This window comes from Luteimonas sp. MC1750 (genome assembly GCF_016615955.1).
Lineage (GTDB): Bacteria > Pseudomonadota > Gammaproteobacteria > Xanthomonadales > Xanthomonadaceae > Luteimonas.
Window position 1 is genome coordinate 2,142,368 of record NZ_CP067113.1, and the last position, 12,717, is coordinate 2,155,084.

10 protein-coding genes and 5 tRNA genes are annotated in these 12,717 nt (G+C 70.0%); 10 read left to right on the forward strand and 5 right to left on the reverse strand.

The window, feature by feature from the left end:
- Positions 1-19: 19 nt before the first annotated feature.
- Positions 20-1,318: a trigger factor gene (tig, locus tag JGR68_RS10010; protein ID WP_199359907.1), complete on the reverse strand. Its 1,299-nt coding sequence runs from the start codon at positions 1,316-1,318 to the stop codon at positions 20-22.
- Between the two features lie 203 nt (positions 1,319-1,521).
- On the opposite strand from tig, the gene JGR68_RS10015 reads away from it, so the two are divergent.
- The 6 genes from JGR68_RS10015 (at position 1,522) to JGR68_RS10040 (ending at position 2,959) form a co-directional block, all read left to right on the forward strand.
- Positions 1,522-1,598, forward strand: a tRNA-Pro gene (locus JGR68_RS10015).
- A gap of 4 nt (positions 1,599-1,602) precedes the next feature.
- Positions 1,603-1,679, forward strand: a tRNA-Arg gene (locus tag JGR68_RS10020).
- An 81-nt stretch (positions 1,680-1,760) separates the two neighbouring features.
- Positions 1,761-1,837 (forward strand) — tRNA-His (locus JGR68_RS10025).
- A 66-nt stretch (positions 1,838-1,903) separates the two neighbouring features.
- Positions 1,904-1,979 (forward strand) — tRNA-Lys (locus JGR68_RS10030).
- 60 nt (positions 1,980-2,039) lie between these two features.
- Positions 2,040-2,124: transfer RNA gene (locus tag JGR68_RS10035), tRNA-Leu, on the forward strand.
- A gap of 73 nt (positions 2,125-2,197) precedes the next feature.
- Positions 2,198-2,959 carry a Bax inhibitor-1/YccA family protein gene (locus tag JGR68_RS10040; RefSeq protein ID WP_199360802.1) on the forward strand — a complete coding sequence of 254 codons (762 nt, stop codon included), beginning with the start codon at positions 2,198-2,200 and terminating at the stop codon, positions 2,957-2,959.
- 251 nt (positions 2,960-3,210) lie between these two features.
- Here the strand turns inward: JGR68_RS10040 and JGR68_RS10045 are convergent, their stop codons facing one another.
- The 4 genes from JGR68_RS10045 to grxC all read right to left on the reverse strand — a co-directional run bounded on the left by JGR68_RS10045 (position 3,211) and on the right by grxC (position 6,657).
- Complete coding sequence (locus JGR68_RS10045; protein ID WP_199359906.1) at positions 3,211-4,545, reverse strand: Na+/H+ antiporter NhaC family protein; 1,335 nt, start codon at positions 4,543-4,545, stop codon at positions 3,211-3,213.
- 227 nt (positions 4,546-4,772) lie between these two features.
- On the reverse strand, positions 4,773-5,786 hold the full coding sequence (locus JGR68_RS10050) for an isocitrate dehydrogenase (protein ID WP_199359905.1): 1,014 nt from the start codon (positions 5,784-5,786) through the stop codon (positions 4,773-4,775).
- A gap of 212 nt (positions 5,787-5,998) precedes the next feature.
- Positions 5,999-6,385 carry a carboxymuconolactone decarboxylase family protein gene (locus JGR68_RS10055; RefSeq protein ID WP_199359904.1) on the reverse strand — a complete coding sequence of 129 codons (387 nt, stop codon included), beginning with the start codon at positions 6,383-6,385 and terminating at the stop codon, positions 5,999-6,001.
- Positions 6,382-6,657, reverse strand: coding sequence for a glutaredoxin 3 (grxC, locus tag JGR68_RS10060; protein WP_234446493.1), 276 nt, complete (start codon positions 6,655-6,657; stop codon positions 6,382-6,384). The genes JGR68_RS10055 and grxC overlap by 4 nt, the downstream gene beginning before the upstream one ends.
- A gap of 181 nt (positions 6,658-6,838) precedes the next feature.
- Here grxC and JGR68_RS10065 point away from each other — a divergent pair, with 181 nt between their 5' ends.
- The 4 genes from JGR68_RS10065 to ppk1 all read left to right on the forward strand — a co-directional run bounded on the left by JGR68_RS10065 (position 6,839) and on the right by ppk1 (position 12,692).
- Positions 6,839-8,428, forward strand: a complete 1,590-nt coding sequence (locus JGR68_RS10065; RefSeq protein ID WP_199360800.1) for a M48 family metalloprotease — start codon at positions 6,839-6,841, stop codon at positions 8,426-8,428.
- Between the two features lie 87 nt (positions 8,429-8,515).
- Positions 8,516-9,205, forward strand: coding sequence for a phosphate regulon transcriptional regulator PhoB (gene phoB, locus JGR68_RS10070; RefSeq protein WP_199359902.1), 690 nt, complete (start codon positions 8,516-8,518; stop codon positions 9,203-9,205).
- Positions 9,206-9,214: 9 nt separating this feature from the next.
- A complete protein-coding gene (gene phoR / locus JGR68_RS10075; protein ID WP_199359901.1) occupies positions 9,215-10,573 on the forward strand; it encodes a phosphate regulon sensor histidine kinase PhoR in 1,359 nt (452 codons plus the stop codon).
- Entirely contained in the window at positions 10,530-12,692 is a 2,163-nt protein-coding gene (gene ppk1, locus JGR68_RS10080; RefSeq protein ID WP_199359900.1) for a polyphosphate kinase 1, read from the forward strand. Before phoR ends, ppk1 begins: the two co-directional genes overlap by 44 nt.
- Positions 12,693-12,717 lie beyond the last annotated feature (25 nt).

The window sequence follows — 12,717 nt, forward strand, 5'->3', positions numbered from 1 at the left end:
TCCTGTGTCAGCGGACGCGTCACGCCTGCGGCGCGATCGCCTCCTGGAAGGTCAGCTGCTGGTCGGTGTGTTCGGCGCGCTCGGCGATCCAGTCGATCACCTGCTCCTCCATCACCCGGTTCTGCAGTCCACCCATAAGCTGGGGATCGTTCCGGTACAAGTCAATGACCTGCTGCGGCTCTTCGTAGGTCGAGGCGATCAGGCGCAGGGTCTCGTCCAGGCGCTTGCGGTCGAGCACCAGCTGGTGCTTGCGCGCGACCTCGCCGACCAGCAGGCCGACCAGCACGCGCTTGCGCGCAGGCTCGATGAAGTTCTGGTGCGCGTCGGCCGGGGGCTGCGACGGGCGGCCCTGGCGGCGGGCCTGCTCGGCCACCTGCGCGACCAGCGCATGGGCCTCCTGCTCCACCAGGTTCGGCGGCAGCTCGACCGAGGCGAAGGCCTCGACCAGCTGCTCGCCGACGGCGCGGCGCAGGCGGTTCATCAGCGCGCCCTTCAGTTCGCGCTCGAGGTTGGTGCGGATATCCGAGCGGAACTGCTCCATCTCGCCGCTCTTGACGCCGAAGCTGCGGATGAACGCCGCGTCGGCCTCGGGCAGCATCGCCTCGGACACCTGCTCGGCCTTCAGGTGCACCCGGGCGGTCTTGCCGGCGAGCTCGGGCACCCGCCACTCGGCCGGGAACGCCACCTCGATGTCCTTCTCGTCGCCGGTGGACATGCCGACCAGCGCCTGTTCGATGTCGGGAAGCATCGCGCCCGAGCCGATCACCGAGACGCCGCGCTCGACGCCTTCGGCCGGCAGGCGCGCGTCCTCGACCTCGGACCAGGTTTCGATGTCGACCGCGTCGCCTTCCTTGGCCGGGCGGTTGACCGCCGACCAGCTGCGGCGCTGCTGGCGCAGGTTCTCGATCATGCGGTCGATGTCTTCCTCGGTGACCTCGGCCACCGCGCGCTCGACCTTCAGGCCCGAGACGTCGAGGTCGCCGAAGTCCGGCACCACCTCGAACGTCGCCACGTAGGCCAGGTCGTCGCCCTCGGCCGGCTCGATCTTCGGCTGGCCGGCGATGCGCAGCGCGTTGTCGCGCAGGGCGCCATCGAAGCCCTCGCGCAGCAGGCCGTCGCGCACTTCGCTGCGCACCTGCTGGCCGAAGCGCTGCTCGATCACCTTCGCGGGCACCTTGCCGGGGCGGAAGCCCTTGATGCGCGCGGTGCGGGCGATTTCGCGCAGGCGGCCGCCCACCTGGTCCTGCAGGCGGTCGGCCGGCAGGTTGATGGTCATCCTGCGCCCGAGGTTGCCGACGGTCTCGACTGAAACTTGCATACCCACTCCTGCCGCCGCGGCGATGGCCGCGGGCATTGATTGTCTGGTTGGCCGGCCTGCCGGGCTGTGCCCGCGTCCGGCGACGGAACGGGATATTTTGGCGGAATCCGGCGGATGCCGCCAGCACCGCGCGTTGACACCTCCCGGGGCGCTCCCGACAATGCCCTGCGGACGGCCTGCCTGCGGGCCCGCGCCGCATCCGTCGGGGTATAGCGCAGTCTGGTAGCGCGCCTGCTTTGGGAGCAGGATGTCGGGGGTTCGAATCCCTCTACCCCGACCACTCCGCGCCCGTAGCTCAACCGGATAGAGCACCGGCCTTCTAAGCCGGTGGTTGCAGGTTCGAGTCCTGCCGGGCGCGCCATGCCGGTCCGCACACGTGGCACTTTTCCGCGTGACCGCGCTACAATGGCCGGCCAGCCGGCGATGTCGGCAGGTTCCAATGGTGGATGTAGCTCAGTTGGTTAGAGCACCGGATTGTGATTCCGGGGGTCGCGGGTTCAAATCCCGTCTTCCACCCCAGTTTCCCCCCGCATGGCGGTCAAGTGTTGATCGACCGGCCATCGGTTTGGTAGGATTTCCCGCTCGGGGCCGTTAGCTCAGTTGGTAGAGCAGTTGACTCTTAATCAATAGGTCCAAGGTTCGAATCCTTGACGGCCCACCAAACCCGAAGCGCCCGGCCCTGCCGGGCGTTTTTTTGTCCGCGGGACGGCTGCGGGCCAGCGCGAAAGTGGCGGAATTGGTAGACGCCCTGGTTTTAGGTACCAGTGCCGCAAGGCGTGGGGGTTCGAGTCCCCCCTTTCGCACCACCCCGACGCGTCCGCCGCGCGGCGCCGTGTATCCTCGCCCCTGGCAATGTTCACTGAACCCCTGGGGGAATCCATGCGCAGCGGCAATCCGGTCCTGTCCGACTCCACGTTTCTCGACCTCGGCAGCGGCACCGTGGTGTCGCGTGACGCCGGGGCCATGACGATCAACGGCACGGTCAACAAGACCGCCTTCCTGCTGTTGCTCACCGTGCTGACCGCGGCCTTCGCCTGGAGCCAGGCCTTCACCGCCGCCGGCGAGCTCGCACCCGGCTTCTCCATCTATGTGTGGGGCGGCGCGATCGGCGGCTTCATCCTGGCCCTGGTCACGGTGTTCAAGAAGGAATGGGCGCCGGTCACCGCGCCGATGTACGCCCTGGTGGAAGGCTTCTTCCTGGGCGCGATCTCGGCGCTCTACAGCCACCTGTACGAAGGCATCGTCATGCAGGCGGTGATGCTGACGTTCGGCACCCTGTTCGCGCTGCTCTTCGCCTACCGCTCGGGCTGGATCAAGGCCACCGAGAACTTCAAGCTGGGCGTGGTCGCGGCCACCGGCGGCATCGCGCTGGTCTATCTCGCGACCATCGTGCTGGGGCTGTTCGGGATCAACATCCCGATGATCCACGACAACGGCATCGTCGGCATCGGCTTCAGCCTGTTCGTCATCGTGATCGCGGCGCTGAACCTGGTGCTGGACTTCGACTTCATCGAGACCGGTGCCGAGCAGGGCGCGCCGAAGTACATGGAGTGGTACGGCGCGTTCGGCCTGATGGTCACCCTGGTGTGGCTGTACATCGAGTTCCTGCGCCTGCTGGCCAAGCTCCAGTCGCGCAACTGAGCCCTCTTCGCCGAAGCTTGATTCCCGAAGGGCGCCCGATGGGCGCCCTTCTTCCTGGGCGCCTTGGAGCCATGGTGGAACAGCGTTTGCCACGGATCTGCGCGGATCAAAGCGGATTCACGCGGATAGAGCAAAGCTTTGGGAAAAGGCGGGCGCGTGATGCCGCGACAGGCCGACTCCTGCTCCTGCCTTATCCGCGTGAATCCGCTCTGATCCGCGCAAATCCGTGGCAAGGCTTCTGCTGTTGGCAGCTACGCCGGCCCCCGGTCCTCCATGTTCGCCCGGGCCGAAAGTTGCCGGCGGGGCCAGGCCATGAACGCCATGGCCACCACGGCCAGGATCCAGCAATAGAACACCGTGCCGGACAGGGCCAGCGGAGAGACCGAGGCCAGGCCGGCGGCAAGCAGGATCTGCGCGCCGTAGGGCAGGATCCCCTGGGGCACGCAGGCGAAGATGTCGAGGACGCTGGCGGCCCGGCGGGGGCTGATGCCGTGGCGCCGGGCGATGTCGCGCGCGACGTCGCCGCTGACCAGGATGGCCACCGTGTTGTTGGCCGTGAACACGTCCGCCGTCGCCGAAAGCGCAGCGATGCTGAACTCGCCGGTCCGGCGGCCGGCGTGTCCGCGTGCAAAGCGCGCGATCACGCGTGCCAGCCACTCCAGCCCACCCGCGGCCTTCATGAGCGCGCCCACCCCGCCGATCAGCAGCGACAGCAGCAGGATTTCGGTCATGCCCTCGAAGCCGGTCCAGATGTCACCGGCGAGATGCGCCAGGTCATAGCCGGGCGCCAGCAGGAGGCCGAAGATCCCCGCGAGCGCCAGCCCGATACCCAGCACCAGGATGACGTCCAGCCCGCTCAGGGCCAGGACCAGCACCAGCACGTAGGGCAGGACCAGCCAGGCGGAGACCGGTTCGTCGGTCGTCACCGGCGCCGGGTCGCCCAGGAAGGCCAGCAACGCGATGGTCAGCAGCGCAGCAGGCAGGGCGATGCGGAAGTTCTCGCGGAACTTGTCGCGCATCTCGGCGCCCTGGCTGCGGGTGGCGGCGATCGTGGTATCCGAGATCACCGACAGGTTGTCGCCGAACATCGCCCCACCGATCACCGCGCCGAGCACCAGCGCGCGGTCGAGGCCGGACGCGTCGGCCACGCCCAGCGCGATCGGCACCACGGCCGCGATCGTGCCCATCGAGGTGCCGATGGCCAGCGAGATCAGCGCCGCCACCACGAACAGCCCAGGCAGCAGCAGGCCCGCCGGCACGGCGCCGATGCCGAGCGACACCACCGCATCCACCGCGCCGATCGCCTGCGAGACATAGGCGAAGGCGCCGGCCAGCAGGAAGATCAGGCACATCGTCATGATGTTCGGGTCGCCCATGCCGCGGAGCAGGGTTTCGCCCGGCTTCACTCCGCGGCGGTGGGCGATCCAGGCGGCCAGCGCCAGCGCCGGCAGGATCGCGACCGGTGCACGCAGCTGGTAAAAGCCCATCTCTTCGCCCTGCAACGTGAAATAGAGCCCACTGCCGAAGAACAGTGCGAGGAACAGCAGCAGCGGCGTCAGCGCGAGCGCGCTGGGGCGGGTTTCCATCGCTCTATCCGCATGAAAGGATTGGCGATTGTGGGGGCCTCGGCCGGGCCGTGTCGAGGCGCCGCCCGGGACGATGGTGTTCCAGAAACGAAACGGGCGCCGAAGCGCCCGTTTCATCAAGTCCCGTGCCCTCTCCCTGCAGGAGTGGCTACAGCCGCGATGCCATAACGACTCCCGGCTGTCTCCGCCCAAGTGCGGCTGCGAGAACCAGCTGGCTGGCGCGTTGCTCAGACCGCCACGCGGCTCGCAATCGCCTGCGCGAAGGACATGGTCGTGCCGCTGCCACCCAGGTCCGGGGTCAGCGAATCCTTGGCTTCCAGCGTCGCCACGATCGCCGCGCGCAGCTGCGCCGCGCGGTCGGCCATGCCGATGTGGTCGAGCATCTGCGCCGCACCCAGCAGCAGCGCGCAGGGGTTGGCGATGCCCTTTCCGGCGATGTCAGGTGCCGAGCCGTGCACCGCCTCGAAGATCGCCGCGTCGTGACCGATGTTGGCGCCGGGGATCAGGCCCAAGCCGCCGATCAGGCCGGCGCAGAGGTCGGAGATGATGTCGCCGAACAGGTTGGTGGTCACGATGACGTCGAACTGCTCGGGACGCATCACCAGCTGCATGCAGCAGTTGTCGACGATCATCTCGTTGCACTCGATGTCGGGGTATTCCTTGGCCACGTCGCGCGCGGCGTTGAGGAAGATGCCCGAGGTCGACTTCAGGATGTTGGCCTTGTGCACCACCGTCACCTTCTTGCGGCCGACGCGGCGCGCCAGCTCGAAGGCGTAGCGCACGATGCGCTCGGAGCCCTTGCGGGTGTTGCGGGTGATCGAGACCGCCCAGCTGCCGTCCGGCGCGGTTTCCTGGCCTTCGGCGGTGTAGGCGCCCTCGGTGTTCTCGCGCACGGTGATGATGTCCACGCCCTCGGGGAAGCGCGAGCGGGTGTTCGGGAACGAGGTCGCCGGCCGCACGTTGGCGTACAGGTCGAAGTGCCGGCGCAGCTGCACGTTGATCGACGAGAAGCCACCGCCCACGGGCGTGGTCAGCGGGCTCTTGAGCGCGACGCGGTTGCGGGCGATGGAGTCCAGGGTCGCCTGCGGCAGCAGCTCGCCGTGCTTCTCGAGCGCCACCAGGCCCGCGTCGGCCTCCTCGTACGCGAGCCCGAGCTTCATCGCATCGAGCACGTGCAGGGTGGCGTCCATGATCTCCGGGCCGATGCCATCGCCGCGGATGACCGTGATTGTCTGGGTCATTGTGTAGAGGTCCATGCTGGGGGGACGCCGGGCACGAGGCGGGGCGTCTGGGACGGAATGCATCGCCCGATTATGCCAAACGCAGGCCCGTCCTGCCGGCTGCGGCGGCACGCGGGCGCGGCGCACGTCGTCGTCTTCCGGCCGGAGCACCCCCATCGGACCAACCGGCAGCGCCACCGTGGCGGGCGCCTCGACGGCGTCCGCCCCGGCGATCAGTCGTGCGAATGCTCCGCCGGCGCATCGGCTCCGGCCTCCAGCTGGTCGAGGAAATCGACCGCGCGGCGCAGATGCGGGATCACGATGCTGCCGCCCACCACCAGGCCGATCGAGAACGCTTCGAACATCGCGTCGCGGCCGATCCCGGCATCGCGGCACTTGGCCACGTGGTAGCTGATGCAGTCGTCGCAGCGCAGGACCAGCGAGGCCACCAGCCCCAGCAGTTCCTTGGTCGCCACGTCGAGCACGCCGGCCTGGTAGGCCTGGGTGTCGAGCGCGAAGAACCGCCGCACCACCTGGTTGGGCTCGGCCAGGATGCGCTCGTTCATGCGCTCGCGGAATTCACCGAAGGCGCGGACCCGGTCCGCGTCGCCGCCGCTCATGCGCCCTTGCCCAGCAGCGGCTCGAAGCCGCCCGCGCGGTGCAGGGCCATCATGTCGTCGTAGCCGCCGACGTGGTGGTCGCCGACGAAAATCTGCGGGACCGACGTACGGCCAGCCAGGCTGACCATGCGCTGGCGCTCGGCGGGGTCGAGGTCCACGCGCACCTCCGACCATTCCAGGCCCTTGCTGCGCAGGAAGTTCTTGGCCGCGACGCAGTAGCCGCACACGGCGCTGGTGTACAGGGTGATCTGGGGGGAAGCTGGGTCGTTCAAGTCGGTCTCCGGAAACTTGCGGGGGCTGCGATGGTCTGATTGTGCGGCCCCCGGGCGTGAAATCCAGCGCAGGCTGCTGGCCCGCAGCGTCGCGGCCGCATGGATTAACGGGCTATTCACTCCGCCGGACGGGCCCGCCCCCATGCTGTCCTCCACCCTCGACAGGACCTTCCGCCTCCGCATGCGCCTGCTTCCCGCCGCCATCGCCCTGGTCCTCGTCCTCGCGTCCGCGCCGTCGGTCGCGCAGCAGCGCCTGCCCGACATCGGCTCCTCGGCCCATACGCTGCTGGCCCCTGCCCAGCAGGAGGAATACGGGCAGATGCTGCTGGCGCAGCTTCGCCACTACGACTACGTGCTGGACGATCCGCTGGTCGACAGCTGGCTGCGCGGACTGGGCAACCGTCTGGCGGCGGCCAGCGACCAGCCTGCCCAGCCCTTCACCTTCTTCATGATGAAGGACCGCTCGATCAACGCCTTCGCCACCCTGGGCGGCTATATCGGCACCAATGCCGGCCTGGTGCTGGCGGCGGAGAGCGAGGACGAGGTCGCCGGCGTGCTGGCGCACGAGGTCGCGCACGTGACCCAGGCCCATGTGCTGCGCGGCGTGGAGCGGGCGCAGCGCGACAGCGTCCCGCTGCTGCTGGCCATGCTGGGCGCGGTGGCCGTGGCATCCCAGTCGGGCAGCAGCTCGGCGGGTGATGCCGGCATGGCGGCGATCGCCAGCGTGCAGGGCCTGGCCGTCCAGCGGCAGATCGACTACACCCGCTCGAACGAATCCGAAGCCGACCGCCTCGGCATGCGCACGCTGTCGCGCAGCGGCTACGACACCGCGGCCATGGCGCGGATGTTCGAACGCATGCAGGCGATGTCGCGCACCAACCAGGGCGGCGAACGCGAGCGCCTGCCCGACTACATGCGCTCGCACCCGGTCACCACGACCCGCATCAGCGAGACCCGCCAGCTCGCGGAGCAGTACGACGGCCGCGCGGGCGGCACCTTCGCCACGTCCGGCCTGGCCGGCAACAATCCGCTGCTACCCCCCGGGCTGCGTCCGGTCGCCGCGCCCGCCGGGGCGGCGGAGGACGCCACTGGCAACGCGCAGTTCGGCTGGGTGCGCGAGCGCCTGCGGGTCCTGAGCGCCAACACGCCCAGCGAGGCGATCAGCGAGTACGGACGGCTGGGACGTTCGGTGGCCCTGGATGACGCGCAGCGCTATGGCCTGGCCGTGGCCCAGCTGCTGGCCGGCAACGGCGCCGAGGCCGCGCGTGGCTTCGAGACGCTGCTGGCCTCGCATCCCGACGATACCTGGCTGCAGCTGGGCCTGGCCCAGGCCGAGGCGCGCCAAGGCCGCCACGCCGCCGCCGACGCCCGGTTCGAACGCCTGGTGCGGAGCATGCCGCGCAACCGCTCCGTGGTCCTCGCCTATGCCGAGGTGCTGGCCGAGCGCAACAACCGCGAGGCCGGGCGCCGCGCGCAGGACATCCTGCGCCCGCTGAGTGCCAGCGCCGGCGACGATCCGGTGTTCCAGCGCACCTTCGCCCGCGCCAGCGAAATCGCCGGCGACTCCGTGCGCGCCGGCGAGGCCTGGGCCGAAAGCGCCTATCTGAACGGTCGCGCCGAGCAGGCCCTGGTGCAGCTCAACACGCTGCGTCGCCGCGACGACCTCGACTACTACGCGCGTGCGCGCATCGACGCCCGCATCGCGTCGATCACGCCCACCGTGCTGGAACTGCGCCGCCAGGGCATCCGCGATCCCGACCTGCGCAAGTAGCCGCCAGCGGAGTCCCGTGACAGTGTCACCGCACTGTCACCAAACCGTCGTCTAATGGCGCTTGACCCCACTGCGAGCGGTGACCGCGTGCAGAAGCGCATCCTCATCGTCGACGACGAACCCGCCATCCGCGACATGGTCGCCTTCGCCCTGCGCAAGGGCGATTACGAGCCGGTGCATGCCGGGGATGCCCAGCAGGCGCAGGAGGCGATCGCCGACCGGGTTCCCGACCTGATCCTGCTGGACTGGATGCTGCCCGGCACCACCGGCATCGAGCTCGCCCGGCGCTGGCGCCGCGAAGCGCTGACGCGCGAGGTACCGATCATCATGCTCACCGCCCGCGGCGAGGAGAACGACCGCGTCGGCGGACTCGAGGCGGGGGTCGACGACTACGTGGTCAAGCCCTTCTCGGCGCGCGAACTGCTGGCCAGGATCCGCGCGGTGATGCGGCGCTCGCGCGACGACGACGAGGACGGCAGCGTTTCGGTCGGCGGCCTGCGCATCGACGGCGCCGCGCACCGCGTCTTCGCCGGCGACGAGCCGGTGTCGATCGGCCCCACCGAATACCGTTTGCTGCACTTCTTCATGACCCACCCGGACCGCGTCTACATGCGCTCGCAGCTGCTCGACCACGTCTGGGGCGGCAGCGTCTACGTCGAGGAGCGCACGGTCGACGTGCATATCCGCCGCCTGCGCAAGACGCTCGAGCCGTTCGAACTCGACGGCATGGTGCAGACGGTGCGCGGCGCGGGTTACCGATTCTCCGCCTCGGTCTAGACTGGCGGCATGCCGCCGACCCTCCAGCCGCCCTGGCAGCGGACCCTGGCCACGCTGGCCCTGGTCCTTGTCGCCTCCCTGCTCGTCGGGCTGGCCGTGGGCCATCCCTGGCCGGCGCTGGCGCTCGGATCGCTGGCGCTGCTGGCCGGCCACCTGCTGCGCCTGCAGCGGATCACCCACCTCCTCGACGCGCGCGTGCGGCTGCCGCCTCCACGACCCGGCGGCGGCGCCTGGACCCAGGTCGAGCGCCTGCTGCACCGCGCGCGTGGCGAGGTGCGCGGCCGCGAACGCCGACTGGTGGAGATGATGCGCGCCTATCGCGCGGTCGCCGCCGCGCTGCCAGACGCGCTCGTGGTCGTGGACCGCAACACCCAGCGCCTGATCTGGTGCAACGCTGCGGCCGGCACCCTGCTCGGCCTGCGCTATCCCCGCGACAAGGGCGCGAGCCTGGTCGAGCGGCTGCAGCCGCTGCCGCTGTCGCACTGGCTGAGCGCCGGCCGGCATGCGGAGCCGATCGTCGACGCGGCTTCGCCCGCGGATCCCGCGATCCGCATCAGCCTGCGCCTGATTCCCTACTCCGATGCACTGTGGCTGCTGGTCGCGCGCGACGTCGGCAAGCTGATGCGGCTGGAGCAGATGCGCCGCGACTTCGTCGCCAACGTCTCGCATGAACTGCGCACGCCGCTGACCGTGGTGCATGGCTATCTCGACATGCTCGATCCCGCCGACAGCGGGGAGTGGGAGCCGATCATCGGCGAGATGCGCCGGCAGTCGCAGCGCATGACCCAGCTGGTCGAGGACCTGCTCGCGCTGTCCCGGCTGGAGGCGCAGGACGCGCTCGTCGACGAGGACGTCGCGGTCGGGCCGATGCTGTCCACCCTGCGCCGGGAAGCCGAGGCGCTGAGCCAGGGTCGGCATGCGATCGTGGTCGAAGACCTGGCCGGCGTCGACCTGCTCGGCTCGGGCCGCGAGCTGCACAGCGCGTTCTCCAACCTCGTCGCCAACGCGGTGCGCTACACCCCCAGTGGCGGGCGCATCGCGATCCGCTTCGCGCCCGCCGAGGCCGGAGGCGTCGCGCTGACGGTCGAGGACAGCGGCTACGGCATCCCCGAATCACACCTCCCGCGGCTGACCGAACGCTTCTATCGCGTCTCCAGCAGCCGCACCCGCGAGACCGGCGGCACCGGCCTGGGCCTGGCCATCGTCAAGCACGTCCTGCAGTTGCACCAGGCCCGGCTGGACATCACCAGCGAGGTCGGCCGCGGCAGCACCTTCACCTGTCGCTTCGGCGCGGGCCGCGTCATTCCGCGCAGCAAGGATTCCCATGAGCACCCGCAAGACCCGCACGCCTCCCGCCAGCACGCCTGAGCGACGCGCGCCCCGCGCCAGGGCCGCCGCCGCGGCCCCGCCGGCGGCCATCCCGCCGCCCGCGGACGATCCGCTGCGCGATCCCGCGCTGTACCTCAACCGGGAGCTGTCCCAGCTCGACTTCAACTTCCGCGTGCTCGCCCAGGCCGAGGACGCGACGATCCCGCTGCTCGAGCGCCTGCGCTTCCTGTGCATCTCCTGCACCAACCTCGACGAGTTCTTCGAGATCCGCGCCGCGACCGTGCGCCATGCGCAGGACTTCGAGGTGCCGCTGGCGCCGGACGGCCTGTCGCCGGCGACCGTACTGCGCCGCATCCACGAGCGCACCGCCGAGCTGGTGGCGGCGCAGTACGCCTGCTGGAACGAGATCCTGCGCCCGGCGCTGGCCGACGCCGGCATCCGGGTGCTGGCGCGCGAGACCTGGAACACGCGCCAGCGCCGCTGGCTGCGCGCCTACTTCCGCGAGGAGATCCTGCCGGTGCTGTCGCCGCTGGGCCTGGACCCGGCGCATCCGTTCCCGAAGATCCTCAACAAGTCGCTCAACCTCGTGGTCGTGCTCAAGGGCAGGGACGCGTTCGGCCGCAGCGGCCACCTGGCCATCGTCCGCGCGCCGCGCTCGCTGCCGCGGATCATCCGCCTGCCCGAACGCGTCTCGGGCGGCGAGCATGACTTCGTCTTCCTCTCGGCGATGCTCTCGGAGTTCGTCGAGGACCTGTTCCCCGGCATGGCGGTGCGCGGCGCCTACCAGTTCCGCGTCACGCGCAACTCCGAGCTGATCGTCGACGAGGACGAGGTCGAGAACCTCGCGCTGGCGCTGCGCGACGAGCTGGTCGGCCGCGGCTACCTGCGCGCGATGCGCCTGGAGATCGCCGCGGACTGCCCCGAGCCGATCGTGCGCGACCTGCTGCGCAACTTCGACCTGCCCGACAACGCGGTCTATCGCATCAACGGGCCGGTCAACCTCAACCGCGTGATCCAGGTCTACAACGAGGCCGACCGTCCGGAGCTCAAGTTCCCGCCCTTCCAGCCGCGCCCGCTTGCCGGCAGCGACGCCCTGTTCGAACGCATCGCCGCCCGCGACGTGCTGCTGCACCACCCGTTCGACGCGTTCACCCCGGTGCTCGAGCTGCTCAAGCAGGCCGCGGCCGATCCCGGCGTGCTCGCGATCAAGCAGACGCTCTACCGCACCGGCCGCGATTCGCCGATCGTCGAACACCTGGTCCAGGCTGCGCGCAACGGCAAGGACGTGACGGTCGTGGTCGAGTTGCGCGCGCGCTTCGACGAGGAGGCCAACCTCGGCCTCGCCGATCGCCTGCAGGACGCCGGCGTGCAGGTGGTCTACGGCGTGGTCGGCTACAAGACCCACGCCAAGATGCTGCTGGTGGTGCGCCGCGAAGGCCGCCGCCTGCGGCGCTACGTGCACATGGGCACCGGCAACTACCATAGCGGCACGGCGCGCGCGTACACCGACCTCAGTCTGATGACCGCCGATCCGGATATCGGCGGCGACGTGCACCAGATCTTCCAGCAGATCTCCGGCCTCGCCCCGGCGATCCGCCTCAAGCGCCTGCTGCAGTCGCCCTTCACCCTGCACGCCGGCGTGCTCGAGCGCATCGAGCGCGAAGCCCAGCTCGCCGCCGCGGGGCGCCCGGCGCGGATCATCGCCAAGATGAACGCCCTGAACGAGCCGCAGGTGGTGCGCGCGCTGTACGCCGCGTCGCAGGCCGGCGTGCAGATCGACCTGGTCGTGCGCGGAGCCTGCACCCTGCGCCCCGGGGTGCCCGGCGTCTCGGACAACATCCGCGTGCGTTCGATCGTCGGCCGCTTCCTCGAGCACACGCGCATCTACTGGTTCGGCAACGACGGCACCCCGGAGACCTGGTGCGCCAGCGCCGACTGGCTCGAGCGCAACCTGCTGCGCCGGGTCGAGACCTGCTTCCCGATCCTCGATCCCGCGATCGCCGCGCGCGTGCGCAGCGAGGCGCTCGAGACCTACCTGGCCGACAACACCAACGCCTGGGAACTGCAGGCCGATGGCCGCTACGTGCAGCTGTCGCCCGCGGAGGGAGCGGCGCCGCACTCGGCGCAGTCGGCGCTGCTGGCGGAGATCTGCGGGTGAGCCCGGCGTCCGCCGCCGCCTCGCA